This is a genomic window from Streptococcus suis (genome assembly GCF_902702775.1).
In the GTDB taxonomy this organism is placed as follows: Bacteria; Bacillota; Bacilli; order Lactobacillales; family Streptococcaceae; genus Streptococcus; species Streptococcus hashimotonensis.
Genome location: NZ_LR738724.1, coordinates 987732 through 1013426, shown reverse-complemented (window position 1 = coordinate 1013426; position 25695 = coordinate 987732). Strand labels below are relative to the sequence as shown.

The window sequence follows — 25695 nt, the reverse complement described above, 5'->3', positions numbered from 1 at the left end:
AGCCCCCTATCTCATATATTTTTCACGAAACTCACGACTGAGTGGCTGTACTTGATTGACTTCCGCAATCAATTCTTGAACGCAGGTCAATAAGATTGAAACGTGTTCTTGCGTCACTTGGTGATTTTCTCTTGCGACAACTAGAACTTCATGCACATCTCGACTAATTTGTTCAAACTTTTGAGACTGCCAAAGGGAAAACCAACTTTCAAAAATTCTATCCTGATAATTCTTTTTCAACAAATTTTGACGAAGAAATTCTGAGAAACTACCCACTTTTTGTTCCCTCATCATTTCTTTTATCTGTTTTTCTTCTTGTCTCGTGATTCTAAATTGCTTACGGATTAACTTAATTTCTTGTCCCATCCTACTATCCTTTCAACATGATATTTGTCTGACAATGTAAGGCTGCCTCACATTGTCAGTACGCTTCCTAAAGACTTCACTCTCTCCTTGTTCGGTCTTTGCGAGCTCAGATATTGTGTCCACAATATCCCCAAAATCATATCGCCAGCTGACCAAAACCTTTGAGTTTTGATAGCTGACGATAAGATAACTTGGTGGCTTCGCCCCCAAACCCCCAGTAGAAAATCAACACTTGATTTTCTTAGGAATGATATTAGGATAATAGAGGTGATTTGGAAAAAGTATCACAAAACAAAAAGTAGGATATTTCTAACCTACTTTTCATTTCCTTATATTATTCAGAAAGAGCTGTCTCATATATGGACATCTTATGTTTAAATGAGTCTCTTCCACCTTCCAATTGATTGATAATATGGTTTTTTATAAATTTTTCACTAACATATCCCTGTGATTCAATCCAAGCATGAGCCCCATCTGATTCCATAATTACCACTTGATCGGTCATGGAATTTGTTACAATTGTCGCATTATGGGTTGCTAAAATAATTTGTCGTTGAGCTTTCACGTCTCTAAACTGTTGAACTAAATGTCTGTATATATAGCGGTTATCCAAATTATCTTCAGGTTGATCAATAATTAATGGTCTGAAATCCTTTGAATAATCACTATATGCTAGTAAAAAATCTAACATCGCTACAACTTTTTGACCCAAACTTAATACACTAACTTCTTTATAAAGAATGTCAAGATGTTGAGATGTTTCTTTTGAGTTAATGTTAAACTCCAAAAAAAGTCTTTCATTGGCTACATGTTCTTTTAGCACTCTCTTTAACTCATCTAGTAAACTACTATTTGCGATTAAAGAATAAATACTAGTTTTTAAATAGGGTATGTTAGAATCATTAATCTCGGAATTATTTCTCCACTTATTCTCATGTTTTGCAAAATTCTCCTCAGAAATATTTTTTAATAATATAAAATACCTATTAGGAATATTTTGTTTCAAAATAACGTTAACAAATCCTTTTATTCCTAACTCCTGATAAACAAGGTATAGAATATCTGCAACATCCCGCTTACTAATTCTATAATTTTCAAATGAGAAATTGAGAGTTGAATTACTTTTGAAAAGAGTGCTTTCAAAATCTGGTACTTCCCATCTATCAATTTGCTCATAACAGATTCTTAACTTACCAACTTGAGTTTGATTGAAATCATCAATTATTTTGAGTATTGAATCCTTACGAACTCTCCTATATTTATCAAGTTCCTGTAGTTTAGCTTCGAATGATTCTAGAGTCTGAGTTCTTAAACCATAGTTTGGTCTCGGTAAATTTTTATTTTTTAGCATTAAGTCGGAAATAAATTCTGTAATTTTTTCTCCATCCGCTGTTCTAACCAACTCATTAACAGAATATCTCCTATCAAACATTTTTTCTAATATTCTAGTTTTATCAACTAATTTGAAAAATTTTCCCTCAACTTTGTATACTTTCGTATATTGAGAGCGTGTCCACTCTTTGATAGAGTCAGAATTGTAGTTATAAGGATATCCATACCTATTCTCACGATTTTGCCCATAATATTGTAAGATATTGTCCTTATTTTCCTGCAAGACATCTGGCAAACTAACCTCAATGATATATTCAGCATCCTCTAAAACATAGAGTACAAAAGCATTTGCATGGTTACATAGGAATTCTAATTTACTCTGCTTGTCGCAATCCTGAGAAAGTACAAATTGTAACATATCTATTAGTGTACTTTTCCCTGTACCTCTCCCTCCAATTAAACAGTTCATAGATGGTGAGAATGTTAAAAAGAAGTCTCTATCTTTTTCTAACTTATCACCTGTAAGAAAACTTCTATCGCCTCCACGACTTTGAATGTATAAACCTTTTATGTAAGACTTTTGTTCAAAATTTGGTTCAAATAAACTTACTGATACAGTGTAATCAAGCAAAGCTTCTTGGAACATTTTAAAAGAAATCTTTCCACCTTTTATCCACATATTATTCTTTCCGACTGAATCAATATCATGTGAATCATTATCTAATAAAAAATTTGGTTCACAATTAAAATCTGTCAATAAACGATTTTTCGATCCTTCAACAGAATTTATATTTTTTACACCAATAAATCGTGTATTTTCTTTTGTAAAAACTTGTCTCTTATATGCACCCGACAAGTGAGAACCTTTTTTCAAAATATTATAACTATTGAAATGAGCAATGTAGTTAATTATGTTTTGATTATTAAAATCTTTCATGATAGTCAACGAATGCTGATAACTTCCATCTTTTTCACTTATAATATTTTCACATAACCATTGATTAACCCAAGATTCTTTTTCATGATCGTATATACAAACAATATGTAACTTATCTGCTGCACTAATTTCTACTCCATGTAAAATATGAGGATGTATATTATAAGTCGGATAGGTTCTCGTTATAATTGAAACTGCTGTTTGAAGTTTTTTAATACCTTTGGTAGTATTATGATCAGTTACTACAACTATTTCTATTTCATTTTTTAAGATAGCTTCTGCTAACAAAAGAAAACTAATGTACTCTTTTGGGCTAGAAAAGACAACTTTATCAAAGCTACTAAAAAATTTTGTTTTATCAACTTTGATTTTCTTATTTTTGAAAAATATATCAAATAATTCATCTTCTGTACTTTTTCTATATTTCGTTGAAGTCCAGCTCGAAAATAGCTTATAATCATAAGAAACAGGTGTATGTAAATGAATCAAGGTCTTATGAAAACTACCGAATTTCTCTTTGGTATTTGTTAATTCTCGATAAACAGATTTTATCTTATTATTAAATCCTCGCAATTCTAACCCCCAAAAAATATTATCTTTAAAATCAATTATTTATTTTTCTCAAGTAATTCATTAAGTAGGAGTTCACTCTCCTTCACCATCTCCTCCTCTACCTTGCTCCATTTTCCAAAGAGACACTCTTGTAACACTTCTGCTGCGGAGCCTTCATCAATTGCAGAATCATAAATGCAAGTCCTGTCTCTTTGATAAATCTGAATCTGGTCAAAGAGTTGCTCTCTTTCTAACTCCCTTAGGTTATCAACCAAGTTCTCAACAATCCCATCATGGTGTTCTTTTGGTGTTGCTCTGGCCTGATTGGGATCAATGGCATAAAGCTCTTCGTAACGAATCAAGGTGCTGAGATAAGAAAGCTCTGGTTTAGTACCAATGACAGCTAAAGAAACTTGGTATCCTTTCGAAGCTAAGAATTGAGCAGTCTGACGAGGAACTTGAGTGGTACGCAAAGTCCCTTCAATCAGCAAATGATAACCTTGTGTGCTAAGTTCATCAACCAGATGCTCTACCATTTTTCCTGCAAATCCCTTGGTATAGTCCACGCTGTCTTTGCCATACTTTTCTTGCAGGGCTAAGTAATTGGGATGCTGAGAACGGTAGCTGTCACCATCGATGATAATGATATTACCTTGAAATTCTTTTTGCTTGATACGATGAATAGTCGTCTTACCTGCTCCGCTTTGTCCACCAAGTAAGATAGCTTTCGGTTGATCTGGAATCGTCTTTCCTCGGGTTAAAGCCCGAATGGTTCGCTGCAAGGCCTTCTGAAAGTCAGCCTCACTAAATTCTTCCAACCTCATTAAGCCACCACCCGATGATGTACCATATCTAACATCCGCTCAATACCGTCTAAATAGCCATTGTAACGCTCAATTTCATCGAAAGTCTCGACAAGGTAAATTTTTGTGTTAATCAATTCGGCCAAGTCATCACTCATCAAAATCCAAGGGTTGGATTCATCATCAAAAGCAATATCTTGACTATCCTGGTATCTATAAAGCTGTGATAAAATGGCAGCTCCACGTTCTTTTATCACTTCTACTTTTAAAGTCAGTTGGTAATCTTCAACAGGTGTTAACATCTTATCCTCCCCTACAATATCGACATAAGAAACGTTAAATTTCTGACAAATACGGTCGATGAGTTCAGTTGAAACTGTACTAGTCCCATTTTCATAACGACTTAAGCTATTGCGTGAAATACCAACCATTTTCGCAAATTCTGGTTGTGTTAAATCATGTGTTCGGCGTAGCGACTTGATATTGTCTCCAATCATAGATAAAGACCTCCTCATATTTGCTTTCATTATACCATAAAAAACGGATAACGCACCAAATATGGTGCGTTATCCGTTTTTAGGTTTCTTCGCCTGCTTAAACTGTTCGATTCGTTTCTCCAGTTGTTCCGTCTTAAGTTTATTTTTCGCTTCTTGGATCGACTTATCACGACTTTGTTCCTCATCGGTTATAACGCTTTGAGATAATTCAACGTTCTTATCAGGCTTAAAATTTGTATCAAAAACCACATCTAGGAGTTGTTCTACTTTGGTTAGTTCAGTATCTGACATCTCAGATAGTCGATGAATCAGTCGTTTAAATTGATCCTGGTTCTGTTTTTTCTTTTGAAAAAATTTCATTATCTTCTCCTTCAATTGTAAAAAGGTAGCCTTCATAGGACTACCTGACTTATAAATCATCAATGGCTACTGAAATAGCCTGCAACTTTTTATTTTGGATTTTCTTTTCATCAATCAATTGATGAAGTTCTTCAATTTGCTTCTGACAGGCGGAAATATCCTTGTTGTTTTGTGCAATGGTATCAGCCAAGTGTTGTTTATAGTCACTTGTGATATTTACCTTCTTCGGCTGACTTTGTTTAACGGTTGATGCGAGCGTTTGTACATCTTTAGATTCTGACTCCTTTTGTTGCTGTTCAAAAGCAGCCACATAATCTACTTCTTCAATTGGTTTTTCATCCTGTTTATGGAAAAGTGCTGCAATTTTTGCTCGTTCTTCATGGGAAGATGTTGGTTTCACATCATCTAGTGGCTGATCAAAATTCCAAGTTTTACTCATTTTATATCCTCATTTCTGTAATCTGAGTGTAGTGTGGTTTCTTTACCAAAGGCTTGCTCTAGTGCTTCATGAAATGACAACTGACTAGATTGTTGCCGTTTGATAAAGGTACTGTACATAGCTGTTTGTAGTTGGTCTCGATAGTGTTCCAATTTCTCAGTCTCACGTGAGACTTTTTCTTCTTGTCTAGCTACTTTTTCAGCCAGACGTTCAATCACACTCATAGGGTGTCCTCCTTGTCACTTTCTAGATTATGATAGTGGACTTGATTTTGTTATCACAATTCCATAGCACGCTCTCGTTTAGGTGGAGGATGATTCTTATTAACTTGTGCTTGGGCTGTTTGGATACAATCACTTAAGGATAGTTCACTCTGCTGTTTCACAATATCATTCCAATCTGACTTTGTTTCAAGTCCTTGCAATGGTGGTAAATCTTGAGAAAGCGGAAGTCCTTTATCTGACAGTTTCTGACAAAATTCTCTTCCTGCCTCATCGTTATCAACAGCCAATGTTAATGCATTTGAATGAGTTTGGTAGAAGGTTGTCGTCTCTTGTATTGCCTGAAGATAATGACTAAGTCTGCTTGGATTTACTGTATCTAGAAATGCCAATTTCCCCTGTTCCTCTGCTGCTAGACGCAAGGTCTGATAAGCAATCACAGAAAGTTTTAAACCTTCCATTGAAATCAGGCGAACATCGGATAATTGCTTTTGGTAAAGCTGATAATAACTCATCATATCGATAACTGATTCACAAAAAATGAGTCGCTTAGGATTCCCAATATCGAAACTAATACCGACATAGCCATGAGATCCTTTCATGATTTTTTTGAGATAACCTCGATCGTGTTTTTCTTCATTTTTGACGAGACCTTGAAGGCTTGCGGCCTGTAAGGTCCCGTTGTGGTCATAGCTTTTTAACACTAATACGGGCTCCGATTGATAAGTAGCTTGAGCAAGCAATCCTTGTCTACCAAAGGTATTGATAGTCTGATCACTTAGGCCACGGATGTCTTTTAAGTAAATACGTGCTTGCTGAAAGGGTTCTTCATGCAAATAATATTGAAACGGTTGATAAGTTTCTTCTATCAACTTAGCTTGTTCAAAATCCCCAGTTTCAAGATAGGATACAGCCTCTTTGAAAGTAACGCCTGCCACTAATTGAACAAAGTCTATCACATCCCCTTGTATATCTCTTGAAAACCATTTGAAAGTATTGGTATCCGCAAAAATCCGAAAGGAATCATGGTCTGGGTGTTCATAAATGTGTCCTGATAAACGTCTGAAGGAATAACCCAGACTTTCAGCCACATCTAAAATGGCCTTTTGTTTTACTGCTTTAATTCGTGTCATCTTGTCTCCCTATCAAAAAAAGCAGAAGACTGTCTCCTGCTAGTTGTTCTCACTTGTTGTAGTTCCTTGGATCGTTGGTATGCTGGAATTAGCACCATTTGTGGCTTCTTTCATGTCCTCCAGTTTCCCATTCCAAATAGTCAACTGATTAACCAGGAGCTTGTCGGAAACTTTGGAGTAGGATAATATAACTGTCTTGGTTTCTGTCTGAGTTGTTCGCTGTTGTTGCTCACTCAAATCAGAAACATAAGTCACTTGATAGGAAACTTCCGCAAGTGCAACATTGCTTTCTGTATTGACATAGATACTGGCTGATTCAAATCGATAGTCAAGCATATAGTCTTTATAAACTTGATTGATCGCTTTATTCTGATTTGCTTCCTCTTCTGAAAATGCCGAGTCCGTCATGTAGGGCTTGATACGAGTGTTATTTTCTCCTAGTTGGACCTTGGTGAAATATTGTGTGAGAAATTCTTTGACAAGCTCATCTGATAGGACTGTCGCTCTTTCCTCTTGCTTTTCCTTTGTCACAAGTTTATTGGCTTCTGCTCGTATTTGGTGCTCAGTTTGTTTTGAAACGGATTGTGAGCCAATCGTATAGCCAATCATGACCATAAAACTGACTGCGATTAAACCTCCTACTCCAATCAGAAATCGAGCTTTCACTTTATTTAACATGGCTTACTCCTTTATTAGTGATAGCCAAATCATAACAAGATTATCTTGGAAAATTTATCACAAGAAAAAGGACTACCAATCGGTAATCCTCCGTGTTAAACTATTCTATTTCTCCACCACTTTATAATAAAGCTTAAAACGAGAAATAGATTCAAAGCAATAAAAAATCCTGTAAAACTCCAAACTCCATTAGTTGCTAAATCTTCTGAATAGAGGTATCTCTCAGTAAAGAAGAGGTAAACTCCATAGATTTCAATAAAGACTAATCCACTGATGAGTCCGATAAGAAATAAAGCACCTGAAACTTTCACAATCCGATAAAGGACAAACAACATCAGTCCTATTGCTGCGATAATCAAAAGGCTTTGTAGAATTTTCTCCAACATCTTACACCTCTTTCTAGGCTAATTGCTTGCGATAGTAGTCAGCCTGTCTCTTGTCTAAATCATCAAGTTGGGCAACCAAATCAAGGTATTCTGCCTTCGTCACCTTATCTAAGCTTGGAAAATCATTCTCACGATTTGTGATGATGATTTCCAGCTGTCCAGTAATTTCACGCCTTGAAAAACTGTAATCAAAGGTCTCATCTTCATACTGTTCCTTTAAAGTTTGGTAGTTTGCCCTATCTTCTGAACTCGTAAAGCCTTGTGACAACCATTCTTCAAGTTGATAACGCATTTCTTCTACTGTTTTGGTCATGGTCTGTTCTCCTTTTGTGATTTCTTGACTTCATTTTACCGCGTTCAAAAATATTTGTCAGCCTTTTTTCTTATATCTCGAGTGCTAGTTGTTGCTTCTTTTGGGCTGTTGTATCTTCACTAAACTTGGCCAAAGCTGCATCTATCTCTTCAATCTCTGCTTCTTTTTCAACCAAGGGAGCCAAGACATCATACTTAGCCTTTACAAGCTGATATTCCTCTTCCTTGGGAAAGATTTTCTCAACTTCAACTTTGGCTACTTGTAGCTTAAGGCTTTATCCATAACTTCTTTTACGTTTCCGCCATTCTTTGCTGTTTCGATTTTTATAATATGGTGCAAGTCAGCACGAATACGAACCGTCTTATCCCCCATAATATCTTTTTTTGCACTGATTGGTGTATCATTTCGTTTTGCTTTTTGTGCGCCTAAATTTCCCACAACCACTCACTTCTTTCTATTTCTTCTTACTCTTATTTTATCATCAACAATCACAAATCACAAGTGATTTGTGATTAATCACTTGTGATTTGTGATTCTATTCTTTTTCGTTTTCTAATTGAATGATTCGCTCAAGCATTTCAAAAAATACGTTCTCATACATAGATAAAACTTTTTTGTCATAGCCTTTGTGTTCTGTAATGCCGTTTTTAGACCAGGTACTTACTTTATTACTTCGCTTGATAATATTTTGGAAAACCAAGTTATCTTCTTTATGTTGCTTGTACAGTTCTTCCAGGTTTGATTTTATCGTTGTGCTGTCCGTATCAACTAAATAAGGAACAAAACCGATCATATCTAGTCCAGGGTTAAACTGTTCTTGTAAATCAATCAAATAGGAAATATAGTTTTGAATGTTGTTTGTACTTTCTTCTTCTGCTTGTAAAGGGATCATGACGTAATCACTTGCCACGATTGCATTATTTGTATAAACGCTTGGCGTTGGTACAGTATCAATAATAATGAGATCATAGTCACTTTTTAAAGGTGCTAAAAGAGTAGCAAGCAATCTACTTTCATTTTCAAAAGTCCATGAGCGAGTTAATTTTGGCAGTAACATCAAATCAAACGTGCCAGGGATCAAGTCTAAATTATCAGTCAAATGAACAATAGAAGAAGCCAAGTTTCCATTTTTCAGTCCTTCATAAAAATTAACACGTGGCAATTCTACCTTAAATGTTTTTGCTAAGTCTTTTGTCAATGTTGCTTGTAAGTCCTTATCGATCATTAAAACTTTTAAATTAAATTTGTCTGTCAAGTAAGCAAACATAGTCGATAATTTTGACTTTCCAACACCACCTTTAAAATAATTGTTTAAGATAACAATCGCTTCATTTTTACTGTTTAAAATACGTCTTAATTCTTCAAGTATTTTGAGTTCTTCCTTCTCCATAACTACGCCCCATTCTTTTTTTGTATAGTAATATTGTATCATTAGGAATCACTTGTGATTTGTGATAAGTGATTTGTGATTAATATATAAAAGCCCTCTTTAAAGGGCTTTTATGCTTATTTTGAAAAAGAGATAAAATCAATATATCCCTTTTCTCCGATTTTTACAACGGCATTGTAGGACTTTCTATCTTTCGTTTTGATTCCTTTTACCAGGGTTTCTTTTCCCTCTAGTAATTCTTTTACATTTGTTTTGGTGAGTTTTTTCTTTCTAAAATGTTCAGCTAAAGTGAAGGTACATTCAGGATAATTTGAACAACCATAAAACGATTTTTTTAATACAATATTGTTGCCACACTTAGGACATTTTCCTACAAGGGGTCCCGAGCGCTTAGTGGGAATTTGTACCCCTTATCGATACAAATTCCCCGTAGGCGCTAGGGACCTCTTTAGCTTCTTGGAAGCTGTCAGTAGTATACCTAATAATTTATCTACATTCCCTTTAGTAACGTGTAACTTTCCAAATTTACAAAAGCGACTCATAGAATTATTTCCTCCCGTTAAATAATAGATAACTATTAAAAATAGACAATACTTGCTCATAAGTAACGGTACTTAAATTGTTTACTTTGGCGTGTTTCATTGCTTGATGAAACTGATTTTTAGTAAACAGTTGACGATATTCTCGATTGACCCATTTTGAAACAAAGTACGTATATAGCTTCCAATATTTATCTGGAACATCTGTGGTATGGCGGGTAAGTTTTATTAAGACACTGTTTACTTTTGGTTTAGGATGAAAGCATTCCGCTGGCAGCTTAAGCAATTGCTGAATCGAGACTTGAGTGTGCAAGAGCAACCCTAGTGTTCGGTGAATATCCAAGGTACGCTTGTAGAATCCTTCTTCAACAATCAGATAGATGTCAGACGCACGGCTTTCAAAAACCACTTTTTTAATAATTTGTGTGCTTAAATGGTAAGGAATATTCCCAACAATTTTATACCTCTGTTTGTTAGGGAATTGAAACTGTAGAATATCTTGGTGAATTAAAGTGACACGAGTATTCAGTTTTAATTTTTCTGACGATAAGTTGAATAGATGACTGTCTAATTCAATAGACGTTACCTGTTTACTTATTTTAGCCAGTTTCGTCGTTAAATGCCCTTTACCTGTTCCAATTTCGTAAACGGTATCGGTTTCTTTTAAATTCAATTGTTTTATTATTTGGTTGAGTACTTTTTCACTCGTTAAAAAGTTTTGAGAATATTTTATATTTTTGTTCATGTAATCTCTCCTGAAGTGATTACATCTATAAACAAATACAGAAGTTAAACGATTTGTTTGTAATTTTAGTTATCTGTTTAAAAAGTCATAAGATTAGTCACTGGTAGGAATTAATCTAACGTATTTATTTATCTGCGTAATCACTGTTTTTAGTCTGTTTCAAAACAGTAGATGTTTTATCTACATTAGCATTTGGAATACCAACATGACGAATCCCTCCTTCTTAATTACAAATTTTTAGCATCTAATTTAACTTCAATTCCTATTATACAAAATTTTAAGATAATGCACTATCAACACACTCTTAAGTTTGCTTCTAAGTCTTATTTCCATAACTTCTTTTACGTTTCCGCCATTCTTTGCTGTTTCGATTTTTATGATATGGTGCAAGTCAGCACGAACACGAACCGTCTTATCTCCCATTATATCTTTTTTTGCACTGATTGGTGTATCATTTCGTTTTTCTTTTTGTGCGCCTAAATTTCCCACAATCACTCACTTCTTTCTATTTCTTCTTATTCTTATTTTATCATCAACAATCACAAATCACTTGTGATTTGTGATAAGTGATTTGTGATAAGTGATTTGTGATTAATATATAAAAGCCCTCTTTAAAGGGCTTTTATGTTTATTTTGAGAAAGATATAAAATCAATATATCCCTTTTCCCCAATTTTTACAACGGCATTGTAGGGCTTTTTCTCTTTGTTTTTGATTCCTTTTACCAGGGTTTCTTTTCCCTCCAGTAATTCTTTTACATTCGTTTTGGTTAGTTTTTTCTTTCTAAAATGTTCAGCTAAAGTAAACTTACATTCAGGATAATTTGAACAACCATAAAACGATTTTTTTAATACAATATTGTTGCCACACTTAGGACATTTTCCTACAATACTTTTTTCTGCTTCTTTTTCTTTCTGTTCCTGGTAATCAGAAAAATTTAGTTTTTCTATATCGTTAGGTACAGCTTCCAGTAAATGAACAATGAATTTTTTGATATTCGTAATAAAGTTCTCTTGATTGCCTTCTCTTTTACCGATTTTTTTTAAATACGTTTCCCATTTAGCCGTCATTTCAGCACTCGTTAAAAGGTGCTGACTTTCAACTGCCTGGCACAATAATTTTCCTTTTTCAGTTACAACAAGCTTATTCTTAATCACTTGGATATATTCTTTTTGTTTTAACGCTTCAATAATACTTGCTCTTGTCGCTTCTGTTCCAATCCCCTCAACTTCTTGTAAAATCTTGATTGCTTCTTCATCATCAACCGTTTTATTCGCCGTTTTCATAGCAGTTAATAATGTACCCTCTGTAAAAGCTTTTGGCGGTTGCGTTTCTTTTTCAACACTCTTAACACCAACTTCGGCACGTTCGCCAATGATAACGAGTGGTAACGTTTGAACGTCCTCTTTTTCTTCTTTGGTTTGTTGTTTGAAAAGAATTTTCCACCCTTCTTGCTTTGGTGTCTTTCCGATCGATTGAAACAGCAAATCAGCTACTTTCGTTTGTATCTTGGTTTCTTCATACAAGTAATCAGGTAAAAACATGGCAACGGTCGTTTTAACGACTAAAGCATATATTTTTCGTTGTAAATCGTCCATTTTCGCTAATGCAGATTCGGTAGGTACTTGTTTTGTTGGGATAATGGCGTGGTGTTCCTGTACCTTACTACCGTCCACATAACGCTTTCTAGGCTCTGTTTGAACCATTTCAAGATCAAGTCCTAAAAAACCGCTATATTTGCCAAAATTCGCTTTTAAATAAGCAAATTCGTTCTCTGTAATAAATGGTGTATCTGTTCTTGGATAACTCAATAATTTTGCTTCATACAGTCCTTGCATAGCTTTTAAAGTTTGGCTCGCTGTCGCTTTATAAAGCTGATTAACTTTTGATTGCAAACTACTTAAAGAAAACAAACTCGGACTATTCGTTTTCTTCTCTTTGGTTTGAACATCAGCAATTATCCCCTCTTGATTGCCTATTTTAGCTTGTTCAGAAGAAACAAAAGCTAAAAGCTCCTCTTGGGTTTTAAAGCGCTGTGTGGGGCTTATAACGCCCTTAAATGACCCTTGGTTTACTTTTATACTAGCTTCCACCTCGAAAAAAGGTTCTTTTCTAAAGTTTTCTATGGCTTCCTGGCGCTGAAAAATAAGATATAAGGTGGGCGTTTGAACACGTCCTAGTGAAAATGTACCTTGTACGCCCTTCTGCTGTAAATTTAACGTATACAAAGGGCTTGCATTCATGCCGATCAACCAATCGGCAATTTGGCGTGTTTGCGCTTCTTGATAAAAGGGATAGTAATTCATTCCTGGTTGCAAATTTTGAAAACCGCTACGGATCACATCTTTTTCTAAACTATTGATCCATAGTCTTTTATACGTTTTATCTTTAGAAAAGGCATTTGCTTTATGAATGATCGACCAGGCAATGTTTTCGCCTTCTCTGTCGCTATCTGTTGCGACAATGATTGTATTTGCTTGTTTTAAAAGTTCAGCAACAATTTTAAACTGCTTTTTTTTATCTGTTGCCACTTCAAAATCGTATCGATCAGGAAAAATCGGCAATGATTCAAGTTTCCAATTTTGCCACTTTTCGTCATAATGACCTGGTTCTGCTAACTCGACTAAATGCCCAAAACCAAACGTGATAAACGTTTCATCTGCAAAGATTGGGTCTTTGATCTCAAAATAACCGTCTTTTTTGGTGCTTTGTTTTAAAGCACTTGCATAGGCTAATGCCTGGCTTGGTTTTTCAGCTAAAATAACCGTACTCATTAACTATCCCTCTTTTCATTGTTTTTTCTTTGATCGACTGTCACGTTGTATCTTGATCGATACCTTCTAAACGTTCGGCGATTAATTCCAGTTTGTTCTTCAACTTCTTTATCGGATAAACCGTTCAAAAACAAATCGAAAGCGTGTTGTAAACGTGGATCATTTTCTTTGAATTTCAGTTGTCGCCCTTTGAATTTTCCTTTTTTCTTAGCAATTTCAATTCCTTGGGCTTGGCGTTCTTTAATTCGTTTGCGTTCAGATTCCGCTTGGTACTTATACAATTCAATCACTAAATTATTAATCAGCCGTCTTAAATTTTCATCTTCAATACCATTCATTGAGGGTAAATTTAAGACTTCCAGGGTTGCCCCCTTAATTTGAATTTGATTCATCAATTCTGTTAATTCTTTATTATTTCGTCCTAATCGATCTAATTCAGTAACAACAACTATATCCCCTTCACGAATATAGTTAAGCATAGCTTGTAATTGTGGGCGTTCGACCGATTGACCGCTTGCTTTGTCTGAAAAGACCTTAGAAACGCCCTCTAACGCTTTCAGTTGTCTATCTAAGTTCTGTTCTTTGCTACTGACACGTGCATACCCTACTTTAGTCATGTTAAAAAACACCTCCCTTGTTAAGAAAAAAATAAATTGGATATGAATTCTATTTAATCACTTTGACTAGCAAATACTAACAACAAGACACACACACCAAAAATCAAAAATTCACTACTTTTAGTTAAAAACCACGTAACCACAAGAACTAATCCAATCCATGTAATCGGGTTCTTCAAATATTTCTCCAAGATTTTCCTCCTCTAATATGCTCAACTTAAATGACCTATTCAATAAATCTATTATGCTGCTAAATAGTTTATAGGACAAATAAGTATAACAAAATAACCCACCCGAATATCGTTTTTTTTATTTGGTGAGTTTGTTCTTTCAAATACGAAACAAAAAGAGCCGATGATTCGTGAATTGTTCCACAATTTCATCGGCTCTGCGTCTTAAGCGTCTGGCTCTTTGATGACAGTTATCTTCAAGTTGTCAACTTTAATCAAGCTTTCTTGTCTGCATTTTGGACAATAAAGGGGATAATTCTCCAAAACAGTGTCCTTCCTAATTTTATTACGGGTTTTGCTCCCACAAACAGGACACAATATCCATTCGCATTTCATCATAATTAGTCTCTAATCCTTTCAAATCTCATTTTATATGACTTTTGCAAGCTGTTAAGCTAACTTGTGGAACATATGCCGAACCTTATCTATACGGCTATTCGGGCGGCGGGGTTGGCAAATAAATTTACCAATAGCTGGCTGGTATCCTTTTAACTCTGTCAAGCAGACTCCCTGCCCATTTGTGAAATAAGTTAAATCGTTCCTGTATTCTTGAATACATCTGGCAGGGATTTCTCCTTTCAGAATGACCTCGTCATTCTTTACCTGAGTACTTACAATATCTGCACAATACCTTGGGGCATCATGATACGCCCGTGAGAGATATTCCTGCGGTGCATAAATTTCAAAGTGGAGATATGGCTCTAATAGTTCTGTCCCTGCTTTTTTTAAAGCCTGCTCCAATACGATAGGGGAAAGCAGCCGAAAGTCTGCGGGGGTACTTACAGGACTATAATACAATCCATATTCAAAACAGATTTTACAGTCTGTCACTTTCCATCCATACAGCCCCTGCTCGCAGCCATAAAGAACCCCCTCCATAACCGCATTTTGGAACGATTGGTTTAAATATCCAAGTGAAACTCTGCTTTCATACTGCACTCCGCTTCCAATAGGGAGCGGCTCTATGGACAACCCGACAGAAGCCCAGAAAGGATTTGGCGGGACTTCTATGTGGATGGTATATTCTGCTTTTCTAAGCGGTCTTTCCATATATATAACAGTAGGCTCTTTTATTTCTGCCTCCACATGGTATTTTTCCTCAAGGATGGCACAAATGACTTCCATCTGCACATTCCCCAAAAAAGAAAGTATAATCTCATGCGTTGTAGTATCCACATAATATTTTAAAAGAGGGTCGCCATCTGAAATTTCTGTAAGTGCCCCAAGCAATATTTCCCGCTGTTCAGATTTCTTTACTGCAATCGTTGTTTGGAGCATAGGGAGAGGATTTTCAATAAATTTTCTCTGCGGCAACAGCATTTCGTTCCCCAAAATACTGTTTAGCTGCAAAACATCATTTGGTAAAATTACAATATCACCAGAGCAGGCTGTATCGGATGAATATAATTCACCGTTTGTCGGAACACACATCTCTGTGATTTTTATTTTCTCTTTTTCAGATATTTTAATAACATCCCTCAAATGCAATGTTCCGCTATATATACGCACATAAACAAAACGCCGCCTTTTCTCTGAATATTCAATCTTAAAAACCTGCCCGCATAGTTCAGATTGACCTTCAGGCGTTGATGAATAAAACTTACTGGCAATCACTTCTATAAGCTGCCGAATCCCCAGATTGTTTTTAGCACTTCCGTGATAAACGGGAAATAACGTTCCGTTTTGGAATCTCCTGTTTTCTTCCTGTTCCAGTTCTGACATTTTAAACGGTTTCCCTGACATATATTTCTCTAATAGTTCATCGTTTCCCATAATTACCGCATCCCACTGTTCCATATCGTCATTGTCCGTTACATTTATATGGGGATGCTGCCCAACCTTTTGCTTCACTATAATTTCCGAAGAAAGCTTTGCTTTCATTTCTTGATATACCATTGGCAAATCAATCCCCTCTTGGTCAATTTTATTGATGAAAAAAATTGTCGGAATCTTCATTGTCTGTAGTGCATGAAACAGTATACGGGTCTGTGCCTGTATGCCATCCTTTGCAGAAACTAATAATACTGCTCCGTCTAATACGGATAAAGAACGGTATACTTCCGCCAAAAAATCCATATGGCCTGGCGTATCTATAATGTTGACTTTTACATCCTCCCACTGAAAAGATGTCACTGCTGTCTGGATAGTGATTCCCCTTTGACGCTCCAAATTCATTGTATCTGTCCTTGTTGTGCCTTTATCTACGCTCCCTGGTTCTGCAATTGCACCACTGGTATACAATAAACTCTCCGTTAATGTTGTCTTTCCTGCGTCAACGTGAGCCAGAATGCCTAAGTTAATTATTTTCATGTGATTTTCCTCCTATCAACACCCAAAAAAGGGCATAAAAATACCCAGTGATAAATACTCCTATCACTGGGTAAATAACTCCAATAGCCCCAAAACACTTATATGTTTTCGGGCATATAAAATTACATGATAAAAGTATTCTTAAACTGGGTACAAAAAACTAAGCCCCATATTAAAAGTGAAACGGGACTGCTACTTTTTGTTCCCACTATCAAATTGACAGTTTATTTAAGAATACCTTGCCGCATATTTATTAACTCCTTGTATAATACTGAATCTAATTATATTCCTTAACCCTTTATTTGTCAAGCTGACAAACTAAAGCAGAAAAAGCGGCAGGATTTCCCCCTGCCACTAATCATCTGTTTATGCAAAAATAATTTCCTTTTCCACAATCTCCCTCGCACAAGCCCTTATGTTATTGAGGCATCCTGTCCATTCTAAGGCGTTTTCTGCCTTTAGCTGTTCCGTTATGCCCTGTGCCTGTTTCATACCCTCTATGAGCCTTTCAAAGCGTTCCTGTGCCTGTCTGTCAATGTCGGCAAGGTAAGCGTTAAGTCTGCCGCTTGTAAGAAGATTGGTGTATGTAACTTTGCAGTGATGCTTCAGATAATCCAAATGCCGCTGTCCCCAGATGCCTATCGGCTGTTCTTCTTCGGCGGGTACAGTTAAGCACGGTATTAAATAATCGCCTTGCCTTTCGTATTTGCCGCCCATTTCCTCAAAAATTGTCTTTGCCATTGTCTGTTACCTCCACATTCTTTTTTATTTTGAATGTCCGCAAAATCCGTCCTACATCTGAGGGCCTCCAGGGAACGTCTAAATGGTGGACAGCTTTCATGCGAGACTGGACGTTTAATCCTGTTCCCCCTTTTTCTGTCGAAGCCATGAGAATCCGTACTTCTCCACTATTGACCTTGCGTGACAGAGAGTTTTTCTTGTCATCCGTATTAGCGTCATGGACAAAGGCTATTGCTTCTTTGGGAATCCCTCTATCCACTAAAAGGTCTTTCAATTCATTGTAAACATCAAAGCCTTCTTCCTTACTCTTAGGCGTTCCAATATCTGAGAAAATCATCTGGGTAGCTTTCTCATTTTCTCCCTCACGGTAAATGCGTTCCACATTGTCCACTACTTGAAGAATCTTCTGATTGTCAGACAAGGTGTAAACAGGATCAATGAGACGCATGTCAATGGCTAGTTTTCTGGCTTCACCTGTGTAGGGTAGGATACTAGCGAGGTAGTCATTGCGACCCCTTTTCCATCATCCCCCCACCGAACCGGACATGATACTTTCGCATCATCCGGCTCTCCAGTAATTTCATTTCATAAACGTGTATTTATTGAACCATTATGTATTGCATGGTGACAATCCCGACAAGTCACTAGCGTTTTTCGACATCTTGCTGACATGATTTCTTTCCACTTTGGAACTAATTTCCCATTGTGTTTGTTCAAGTCTGCTAATTTTCTGATATGATGTACCTCTATGTTCTCCTCACTTCCACATAGCTCACACTTATTTGCGAGTAATCGCTTGATAAGCTCTGTTCGACCACCATAAACTTGATACGGAGCATCTTCTATTACAGCTTTCTTTTTATAAGAAAGTGAAATGCCACCCCACGTTGCAACTAGAGGAGGTTTATCTTCTCGAGGCACAACTACCTGTAAACACGGCACAGTTCGGCCATTCGTGCTAGTTGTGGTAGTCTTATATTTAGCTAACATTTTATTAATGGATGACTTATGTTTAAATGCTAATGTTTTAAGGAGTGATGTTTCCATATACCAATAGACTTTTGAGAACCATGACAAATTTTGTGCCAATATATAATATTGAACCAGCCCTCTATATTCTTGTTGGTAAGTTTGAACGATACTAAAGTCATCATCATGTAATAAGTTATTACGATGAATAGCTTTACCATTTTTCATGTATTGGCGGCATTTGCTTTCAATAACCGATGCAGGTACAAATAATGCGATAACACCATTGGCACTCCGTCTCCCTTTGTTATCAATATAATCATTGACACGTTGTGCTTTTATCTCATATCCCAGAAATTTAGCTGATTCTCCAGTCGCATGGGTAATCAAAGTCTTTTCTTGAGAAAGTTCCAAAGATAACTTAGTATTTAAAAAGTCTCCAATTTGCTTCTTTATAGCCTTTGCCTCAGCTTTTGAACCTGTAAAGCCTAGAATAAAGTCATCCGCATACCGAACATATCTTAATCTCCGATAGCTGGTATCATAAGTATCGACTGAAGGGAGATTTCTTCTCTCAACAATTAACTGATGAGCTTTTTTATAATCTCCTTTATCCTGATAGCATTTAATTCTTCTACTCAAACGATTATAGGCTGAGTTTGCTTTCTGCTTTTTACCTCTTGTATATTGAGGTATCAGTTCTTCACCGACCCACTTATCAAATTGATGTAAATAGATATTAGCTAATAAAGGACTAATAACTCCACCTTGCGGTGTTCCACTAATAGTCTTGTGAAACTTCCAATCATCAAGACATCCTGCCTCAAGCATATTTTTGATAAGCCTAATAAACCGACCATCCTGAATTTGTCTAGACAACATAGTGATTAATACATCGTGGTCAATCGTGTCAAAATAACTAGAGATATCTCCTTCTATGAACCAACGTGTCCCTTTCCAGGTCTGAATTTCTTGTAAAGCTGTATGACACCCTCTTTTTGGTCTAAAACCATGAGAATGTTCACTAAATTGTGGCTCATAATAGGCTTCTAATATCATGCGAATCACTTCCTGAAGAAGTTTATCACTCCATACTGGTATTCCCAAAGGACGGTGTTTTCCATTCTTTTTAGGAATGTACTCTCTCCTAGCTGGTCTCCAGTAATAGGTTTCTTGTCTTAATTGTTCAATAATCATATCTATTTTTTGAATAGACATTCCATCAATCGTTTCCTCTGTAACACCCTTTGTCATTGCTCCATTATTCGGGTATAACTTTGCATAGGCTATCAGATAGAGTTCACGATTAAATAGTAACTTATAAACCCTTTCGAGTGGTTTATCTTGTTTTCCACGTTCATGAATGACCGTTAAGATAGTTTTGGCTGTACGCATCCCACGCACCTAATCCTTTCTAACTAATCGAAATTACCTGTCACCCTTCGCCATGTACAAGGATTTCCCTTGCTCGGACTACTACGGTGACTCCGTTACCATAAGGGTCTCCCCTCTTAGGCAATCCTGCTATTCGTTAAAAATGTACGTTCTAGTAACCCTTAGGTTCCTCACTCATTCCTTTATTCATACTTATCGTATGCTCTTTTACTGTAGAAAGTTATTCGTCCAAAATCACAACAACGAATATACAGTAACATCGGTCTCAGTTACTTTCCGATGGGCGATGCTTTGCACCTAGTCAGAATTGAGGTTCAAGCAGTTTAGCCTTAACCATAGGTTACGGAACTTGCGGCACATCAAAGCGTTGTAACTCGCTCCTTATCCGCTTTACTAACATGCTATTGTCCCCTTTGGGTTTCCCCGCTAGGTTAGTTAGTTGTTCCTATTATTTACTTTCAATAATATCCCTCTGTGAGGGAGATACATTTTTACGCTTAACAGCGCACTATCTTAAGCATGTTATCTCTACTTGGAGCAACACTACCTGACTTGATAGCGTCTGAACGCTCTACCAGCTCTTCTAAATAGTATTTCTGAGCTTGCGTTAACTCGCTTTCCACCGCAATAATCTTAGCTTCAGGTACAGGTAAGTCGAGCATATCTGAGGTCTGAATATCGGCAGTTTCCTTATAGATTCGCATGAGTTCAGGCAAGTTGACAAATTTCTTAAACCGTTTCTTAGGTTGGTATTTATCACCTGTCGGGGCTAGTTCCATGGAGTTTTCAATATTCCCAAAAGCCCCAACCCATGAATCAAAATTGGATACCTGGTATCGCTCTAAAACATCAGGTTGAATGTAATTCATCATGGTGAAAAGTTCACTAATAGAGTTAGAAACTGGCGTTCCTGTCGCAAAAACGACATTTCTATCTCCATGTTCTGCCTGAACCTGTCTCACCTTCATCTCCATGTCTACGTTCTTTTTTGAAGTAGTATTGGTGATTCCCGCGACATTCCCAAGTCCAGTGATTGGACGGATATTCTTGAAGTGATGAGCCTCATACACAAAAAGAAAATCAATTCCAAGATTTTCAAATTCAATAAAGGTATCTCGCTCTAGTTTTTGGAGTTCTTCCAACTGGTGTTCCAATCCCTTAATCGAACGTTCCGCTTCTTTCACCGTGTAATCAGAGTCACTTCCTAGTTTAATTTCTCTGAGTTGCTCAAGTTTGTCATTGATATAGGTGACCTGTTTTTCACGACTCATCGGTATTTTCTCAAACTGGGAATCCCCAATGACAATGGCATCATAGTCCCCTGTAATAATCCGAGACACAAACTGCTTACGTTTGGCTTTGGCAAAGTCTTTCTTAGTAGTCACATAGACTTTCTTGGTAGGGAAAAATTTCATGATTTCTTGACCAAACTGGGCAGTCAAACTAGAAGGAACCACATAGAGAGGTTTATGCACCATCCCTAATTCTTTCAACTTGAAACCAGCTCCAAGCATGGTCAAGGTTTTTCCTGACCCTACCTCGTGGGCTAGTAGGGCACGTTTTTCCTCCACAATTCGTTGAATGGCATTCTTTTGGTGAGGACGTAAGGAGATATTCTGGGCAAGTCCATCAATGGTTAAATGACTACCATCATAGGTCTTTGATACTGTACGATTATAGAGACTGTTATAGGTGTCTTCAATCATCTGTTGGACTTCTGGATACCTTGCTACAAAATCTTGAAAGAATTCCTGTAGGTGTGTTTCCTTGGCACGCAGGACCGTTGTTTTCTCTACATCCGTCACATTCTTTTTCTTATCCCCTTCAACAATTTGTTTTGTGATCGTTGGTTGATTGGAATTCAGGAGATTTTCGAAGATTTTTCGACCACTATCATAGCGTGAAGCAGGGACACCTAAACTCCTATCCATTGCGTTGGAATAGGTGTAGGCAAACTTAGATTGGTAAGTGATAACCCCGTCAATGGGACTGACTTCTAGGACTGTCGCTACTTCTTGGTCCGATAATTCATAGGCATTCCCCATAAAGGTTTCTTGGGCAAATTTTCCATAAACAGACAAAGGAATCCAGCGTGAACCGATTCGATAATCAATGTCTGCCAAAGTAATACGGGCTGGTTTGATAGCTTCTAGAAGTCCCGCATAATGTGACCAGTTAAAGTCCTGATTGTCTTGTTTGACGAATAGGTCCACCACTTCTAACTTGGTAACGACATCACCTGACAGAAAGTCTAGGCGAGAAACATAGGTCAGCTCCCCATTCAAATACTTCTCAGGATCAGGCATAATGAGGTCACCTAACTCCTCAATCAAGTTCATCTTCGATTCAACCTGATAGATAGACATCATATAATCGAAATCAACACCTCGACCATCAGCCAAGCTCGAATTTAAGGCATCAAGGGCAGTATGTACCTTTTTAACCTCTTTTTTAGGACGCACCAGAGCCTTTTCAAAAGCAAGGGACTTGGTGTAGATAACGGAGTTTCCACTTGGAACCGGACTTTCATCTTCCAAACTAGCAAGAAGCGAATACTTGTCATCACTATCAAAAAGATTGCGGTTCACAGCACTATTCAAATACCCATAGCGTTTGACAAAGCTATCATAGCTACGATTGAGTTTACCTAACAAGTGGTTAAAGGTCTTCTTATCATAGTCATAATAGCGTTGAATGGCAATGACTTCTTGGTAAGCATTGCGAATATCGACCATTCCTTTGATTCGTGCCACTTCTTTATCAGACAAAGGAGCTTCATAGAAAACTGTCTTTTTATAATATCCCTTAAACTGACCACGTTTGGCTGCATCATCTGTCACATAGACATCCAGAGCAGTGTTATCAGTCACTTCTAAGGCATTAAAGCGATCAATCTGCTTTTGAGAATGTTTGGTGTCCCATGCTTTGAAGTTGCCCTCTTCATCGACATAGTAACTGATTTCTTCCGTCTTGGTTCCGACTCGAATGCCTTTATTATCTCGATAGTAAACTGTAGAACCCTGGTAACCAAAACTGTACTGACCCAGATTCTCCCTCATTTCAGCTGGAATGGAGGTATCAATGACTTGTTTGATCAACACATCTGGATTAATGATGACCTCATTTCTATCAATCTCTCTTGGGGCTTTTACTTGATGTAGAGCTGCTTCAACACTTGCAATCAAGTCATCACTAGTCCCCTTAACAGAAAGTGTTCCTCCGTTAAAATTCCTGACCTCGTAGGTTCCTAGCACTTGGCTATTGTATTCTCCATCAAAGTAAAGATTGAGCCAAATGCGACTATCCTTGTCATAGCGAATGGAACCTGAAAAGGCTGAGTCGTCTGCCACATATTCCTTGTTCAGGTGTTTCTGGAAGAATAACATATCCGTTGTGACACTCGTTCCCGCAATGGCCTTAAAGGCAGAATCAGGCAGTCGAACCCCACCAAGAAATTCAGTTGTCTCACGAATATCTTGTAAAATATTTTCTGTTCGCTTATCCATAGTTCCTGTGGAAGAGATAATCGCTACTTGTCCACCATCATGGACCAAATCAAGTGACTTTTTGACAAAGTAGTCATGAATCATGTAAGGCTTATCGTACCTGTTATCCGCAATTCGTATATTGGCAAACGGCACATTTGAAATCACCAAATCAAAACTATTGTCGTTAAAAGCTACCGTCTCAAAGCCCTTAATTTCAATGTGACTATTGGGATGAAGGTGTTTGGCTATAGCTCCTGTGATGGTGTCTAACTCTACACCATATAACTCACTCTTTTCTCTTAAGTGTTTGGGCATTGCTGCAAAAAAATTCCCTGTTCCCATGGAAGGATCTAGGATTTTGCCACCTGTAAAGCCATCTCTTTCCAACTTATCCCACATCTGACGGATCAGGGCTGGGTCTGTGTAATAGGCTGTCAGAGAGGACTGTTTCATATCCGAATACTCTTTATCTGTGACTATGCTTTTCAGTTCTTCTCGTTCCTTAGAAAATTTTGGATTATAGTCATCAAAGAAATCATTGGCTAGTCCACCCCAGCCCACATACTTGGCAAGGAGTTCTTGTTCACTTGTACTTGCCTGACGGCGTCCCGTTTCAAGTGTTTTAACCAAACGAATGGCCGCAATGTTTGTCTCAACCTTATCTCTAGCAGTCTTAGGATAAAAGTCCGTCATATCTTCTGGAAAATAAAAGTCCGTTACTGGAATCTCTGGAATTGTTTCGACGACTTCCTCTTCAGGAATTTGATTATCTGTTTCTTCAAGATCAGTATCGTTATGACCATTTTCTGAATCATCTGGTTCCAATAGTCCAATACTCTGAACTGGCTCCTCTTCCAGAAATGAGAATAGGTTTAATTCTTGGTCCGCTTCTTCTAACTCTGTTTGTGGTTCTGCCTTTGGCTGATGAAGTGCCTGACTGACTTCTTCCCATGTCCTCAAATAAAGAACTGGATTTTGTTCAATGATATCCGAAAAATCATTGACTAACTCAATCCGAATCAAATCATTCAATCGAGCATCGCTGACCGACACGACCTCAAAGTCCTGTCCCTTATAGGAAACCAATGACCCCAGAGGATAAGTGTCCAATACTCTCTGGACTAGTGGATTTTCCGCGAATTCTTCATCAGCTACTTCTTTTCCCTCAACTTTCTCTAGCTTGTTCTTCCAATCTCTGAGGGTTAAATCTGGCTGATTGCCCTTATCCTTTTCAAATTGTTCCGCATCTTCTCTACTGAGTTCTTGGTGTAAAAAGGCGTAGGCAATTTGTCGCAGCTCTTCAAGGGAAAGCTGGCTACCAAAGAAAAATTCAACCTTTTCATGACTTAGTCCCATTTGGAGTAGTTCTGTCGCAAGGGCTAGTTGAGTTACCGAGGCTTTGGGATAGCCACCTAGTAAAGCTAGGTCCGCATTTTTCAAACGAAAACGACCTGCTGCATCCAATAAAATACCGACTCGGTCTGGGTCAAACTGAGATAAATCAATCCCTAGCTGAGTCAATTTTTCTTGATTTTCTATCCTAATAGCTTGTCCAATTTTTTCTAATTCCTTTTCTTCGACTGTAGTCAGCGTTCGTTTCAGCTCATAGGGACTACCATCAGCCTCTAGATAGGTAAGTAACTCCTCGCCATCAAAGATTGGTGTCATTTCCATCTCAGTGTCAAAATCACCTCGTCTAAAACTTGGGACTTTTGAACGTTCATTTCGAATTTGGTCAAAATATGTTAGAATCTCAAATTTACGTCGTAATGACAACTCTTCATAGGCAGGCAGATGACTGGTTTTTCCAGTTCGGATATCCAAATGAGACAAATCTACATCCAAACTAGCAATAATTAGCGATCCCTCTTCTCTAAATGATATTACTTGATGAACACTTGTTTTGTGCTCATCAACAGTTTCTTCATTTTCTAGAACAGTTTCATCAGCTCTTGTTTCAAGCTCAGGCTCGTAAGTTAAGAGAAACTGTTCAATATCTCGGCTGATCCGATCCGCTAAATTATTAGCCACACGATAAACATTGACCAAATTAGCTCCCCTACTCTTTTGTAATAGAGAATCTGGTGAAATAGTTTGGTAGTGTCCATTTGAGTCTAATAGTTGAAAACGAGTGGCCAGATTGAACAAGGCCACTTCAATCACCAAGTCTTTTTCAGACGGCGATAGTTTGTCGAGTTTTTGGAGACCACTTTGCCCGAAAACTTGTGTATAGGTCAATAGATCATGAGCAGTATCATAAGGACTAGCCTGGACAAAAGCTGAAACATCTGTCTCAAAGTGAAGTACCTGAACAGATCTTTTGATTCCCTGCCTATTGGTCATAAACTGACGAATAAGACTATCCCACTCCTCATCAAAATGCTCTGCTTGGTAATATAAAAATGCCTCAAGCAGGGCTCTATCACGAGGAATGGTGGCTCTCATCATTTGTAGTAAGACTTCTTGATTCATTTTCCCTCC

General features: G+C 37.3%; 20 protein-coding genes and 6 pseudogenes. All 26 read right to left on the bottom strand.

Translation table 11 applies throughout. The features are described from left to right. Positions 1-6: 6 nt before the first annotated feature. On the bottom strand, positions 7-366 hold the full coding sequence (locus GPW69_RS05035; RefSeq protein WP_002935059.1) for an SAG1252 family conjugative relaxosome accessory protein: 360 nt from the start codon (positions 364-366) through the stop codon (positions 7-9). Between the two features lie 334 nt (positions 367-700). Continuing rightward, positions 701-3208 (bottom strand): Spaf_1101 family AAA-like ATPase, encoded by a 2508-nt coding sequence (locus GPW69_RS05030; RefSeq protein WP_002935064.1) that lies wholly within the window; start codon positions 3206-3208, stop codon positions 701-703. Positions 3209-3243: 35 nt separating this feature from the next. After that, positions 3244-4011 carry a type II toxin-antitoxin system toxin PezT gene (gene pezT / locus GPW69_RS05025; RefSeq protein ID WP_074391115.1) on the bottom strand — a complete coding sequence of 256 codons (768 nt, stop codon included), beginning with the start codon at positions 4009-4011 and terminating at the stop codon, positions 3244-3246. Then, on the bottom strand, positions 4011-4487 hold the full coding sequence (gene pezA / locus GPW69_RS05020; protein WP_074391114.1) for a type II toxin-antitoxin system antitoxin PezA: 477 nt from the start codon (positions 4485-4487) through the stop codon (positions 4011-4013). Before pezA ends, pezT begins: the two co-directional genes overlap by 1 nt. 69 nt (positions 4488-4556) lie before the next feature. Beyond that, the gene (locus tag GPW69_RS05015) at positions 4557-4847 is read right to left on the bottom strand and encodes a hypothetical protein (protein ID WP_171841453.1); all 291 of its coding nucleotides are present in this window, start codon (positions 4845-4847) and stop codon (positions 4557-4559) included. 49 nt (positions 4848-4896) lie between these two features. Continuing rightward, positions 4897-5286, bottom strand: coding sequence for a DUF5945 family protein (locus GPW69_RS05010; protein ID WP_002935071.1), 390 nt, complete (start codon positions 5284-5286; stop codon positions 4897-4899). After that, positions 5283-5510, bottom strand: coding sequence for a DUF5965 family protein (locus GPW69_RS05005; protein ID WP_002935073.1), 228 nt, complete (start codon positions 5508-5510; stop codon positions 5283-5285). The genes GPW69_RS05010 and GPW69_RS05005 overlap by 4 nt, the downstream gene beginning before the upstream one ends. Before the next feature lie 53 nt (positions 5511-5563). Beyond that, positions 5564-6640, bottom strand: a complete 1077-nt coding sequence (locus tag GPW69_RS05000) for a toprim domain-containing protein (RefSeq protein WP_002943343.1) — start codon at positions 6638-6640, stop codon at positions 5564-5566. Positions 6641-6679: 39 nt separating this feature from the next. Then, a complete protein-coding gene (locus tag GPW69_RS04995; protein ID WP_074391112.1) occupies positions 6680-7318 on the bottom strand; it encodes a peptidylprolyl isomerase in 639 nt (212 codons plus the stop codon). Positions 7319-7413: 95 nt separating this feature from the next. Continuing rightward, a complete protein-coding gene (locus GPW69_RS04990; RefSeq protein ID WP_074391111.1) occupies positions 7414-7704 on the bottom strand; it encodes a DUF5966 family protein in 291 nt (96 codons plus the stop codon). 13 nt (positions 7705-7717) lie between these two features. Further along, the gene (locus GPW69_RS04985; protein WP_024401832.1) at positions 7718-8017 is read right to left on the bottom strand and encodes a DUF5962 family protein; all 300 of its coding nucleotides are present in this window, start codon (positions 8015-8017) and stop codon (positions 7718-7720) included. A gap of 70 nt (positions 8018-8087) precedes the next feature. Beyond that, a pseudogene (locus tag GPW69_RS10930) lies at positions 8088-8285 on the bottom strand (helicase SNF2); the annotation flags it as partial. Beyond that, the gene (locus GPW69_RS04975; RefSeq protein WP_074391109.1) at positions 8273-8461 is read right to left on the bottom strand and encodes a peptide-binding protein; all 189 of its coding nucleotides are present in this window, start codon (positions 8459-8461) and stop codon (positions 8273-8275) included. The pseudogene GPW69_RS10930 and the gene GPW69_RS04975, both read right to left, overlap by 13 nt. Before the next feature lie 91 nt (positions 8462-8552). Then, positions 8553-9449 carry a ParA family protein gene (locus GPW69_RS04970; RefSeq protein WP_001809760.1) on the bottom strand — a complete coding sequence of 299 codons (897 nt, stop codon included), beginning with the start codon at positions 9447-9449 and terminating at the stop codon, positions 8553-8555. Between the two features lie 74 nt (positions 9450-9523). Then, positions 9524-9784 (bottom strand): annotated as a pseudogene (locus GPW69_RS04965) (topoisomerase DNA-binding C4 zinc finger domain-containing protein); the annotation flags it as partial. A 169-nt stretch (positions 9785-9953) separates the two neighbouring features. Then, entirely contained in the window at positions 9954-10691 is a 738-nt protein-coding gene (gene erm(B) / locus GPW69_RS04955; RefSeq protein ID WP_001038796.1) for a 23S rRNA (adenine(2058)-N(6))-methyltransferase Erm(B), read from the bottom strand. 124 nt (positions 10692-10815) lie between these two features. Then, positions 10816-10898 (bottom strand): annotated as a pseudogene (locus GPW69_RS04950) (23S rRNA methyltransferase attenuation leader peptide). Positions 10899-10946: 48 nt separating this feature from the next. Continuing rightward, a complete protein-coding gene (locus tag GPW69_RS04945) occupies positions 10947-11186 on the bottom strand; it encodes a peptide-binding protein (protein WP_000635249.1) in 240 nt (79 codons plus the stop codon). Between the two features lie 133 nt (positions 11187-11319). Further along, positions 11320-13464: a type IA DNA topoisomerase gene (locus tag GPW69_RS04940; protein ID WP_074390962.1), complete on the bottom strand. Its 2145-nt coding sequence runs from the start codon at positions 13462-13464 to the stop codon at positions 11320-11322. After that, complete coding sequence (locus GPW69_RS04935; RefSeq protein WP_002321671.1) at positions 13464-14081, bottom strand: recombinase family protein; 618 nt, start codon at positions 14079-14081, stop codon at positions 13464-13466. Before GPW69_RS04935 ends, GPW69_RS04940 begins: the two co-directional genes overlap by 1 nt. A 379-nt stretch (positions 14082-14460) precedes the next feature. Next, a pseudogene (locus GPW69_RS04930) lies at positions 14461-14650 on the bottom strand (cysteine-rich KTR domain-containing protein). 51 nt (positions 14651-14701) lie between these two features. Then, positions 14702-16621: a tetracycline resistance ribosomal protection protein Tet(O) gene (tet(O), locus tag GPW69_RS04925; protein WP_000691759.1), complete on the bottom strand. Its 1920-nt coding sequence runs from the start codon at positions 16619-16621 to the stop codon at positions 14702-14704. Positions 16622-16987: 366 nt separating this feature from the next. Then, positions 16988-17362 carry a TnpV protein gene (locus GPW69_RS04920; RefSeq protein WP_001140406.1) on the bottom strand — a complete coding sequence of 125 codons (375 nt, stop codon included), beginning with the start codon at positions 17360-17362 and terminating at the stop codon, positions 16988-16990. After that, positions 17343-17855 (bottom strand): annotated as a pseudogene (locus GPW69_RS04915) (hypothetical protein); the annotation flags it as partial. The gene GPW69_RS04920 and the pseudogene GPW69_RS04915, both read right to left, overlap by 20 nt. Positions 17856-17947: 92 nt before the next feature. Further along, positions 17948-19726: a reverse transcriptase/maturase family protein gene (locus tag GPW69_RS04910; protein WP_024402041.1), complete on the bottom strand. Its 1779-nt coding sequence runs from the start codon at positions 19724-19726 to the stop codon at positions 17948-17950. A 509-nt stretch (positions 19727-20235) separates the two neighbouring features. Then, a pseudogene (locus GPW69_RS04905) lies at positions 20236-25686 on the bottom strand (N-6 DNA methylase); the annotation flags it as partial. Between the last annotated feature and the right edge of the window lie 9 nt (positions 25687-25695).

Coding starts and splice junctions, on each gene's coding strand:
- GPW69_RS05035 (WP_002935059.1), bottom strand. CDS start 366: ATGGGACAAGAAATTAAGTTAATCCGTAAGCAATTTAGAATCACGAGA.
- pezT (WP_074391115.1), bottom strand. CDS start 4,011: ATGAGGTTGGAAGAATTTAGTGAGGCTGACTTTCAGAAGGCCTTGCAG.
- pezA (WP_074391114.1), bottom strand. CDS start 4,487: ATGATTGGAGACAATATCAAGTCGCTACGCCGAACACATGATTTAACA.
- GPW69_RS05015 (WP_171841453.1), bottom strand. CDS start 4,847: ATGAAATTTTTTCAAAAGAAAAAACAGAACCAGGATCAATTTAAACGA.
- GPW69_RS05010 (WP_002935071.1), bottom strand. CDS start 5,286: ATGAGTAAAACTTGGAATTTTGATCAGCCACTAGATGATGTGAAACCA.
- GPW69_RS05005 (WP_002935073.1), bottom strand. CDS start 5,510: ATGAGTGTGATTGAACGTCTGGCTGAAAAAGTAGCTAGACAAGAAGAA.
- GPW69_RS05000 (WP_002943343.1), bottom strand. CDS start 6,640: ATGACACGAATTAAAGCAGTAAAACAAAAGGCCATTTTAGATGTGGCT.
- GPW69_RS04995 (WP_074391112.1), bottom strand. CDS start 7,318: ATGTTAAATAAAGTGAAAGCTCGATTTCTGATTGGAGTAGGAGGTTTA.
- GPW69_RS04990 (WP_074391111.1), bottom strand. CDS start 7,704: ATGTTGGAGAAAATTCTACAAAGCCTTTTGATTATCGCAGCAATAGGA.
- GPW69_RS04985 (WP_024401832.1), bottom strand. CDS start 8,017: ATGACCAAAACAGTAGAAGAAATGCGTTATCAACTTGAAGAATGGTTG.
- GPW69_RS04970 (WP_001809760.1), bottom strand. CDS start 9,449: ATGATACAATATTACTATACAAAAAAAGAATGGGGCGTAGTTATGGAG.
- GPW69_RS04940 (WP_074390962.1), bottom strand. CDS start 13,464: ATGAGTACGGTTATTTTAGCTGAAAAACCAAGCCAGGCATTAGCCTAT.
- GPW69_RS04935 (WP_002321671.1), bottom strand. CDS start 14,081: ATGACTAAAGTAGGGTATGCACGTGTCAGTAGCAAAGAACAGAACTTA.
- GPW69_RS04920 (WP_001140406.1), bottom strand. CDS start 17,362: ATGGCAAAGACAATTTTTGAGGAAATGGGCGGCAAATACGAAAGGCAA.
- GPW69_RS04910 (WP_024402041.1), bottom strand. CDS start 19,726: ATGCGTACAGCCAAAACTATCTTAACGGTCATTCATGAACGTGGAAAA.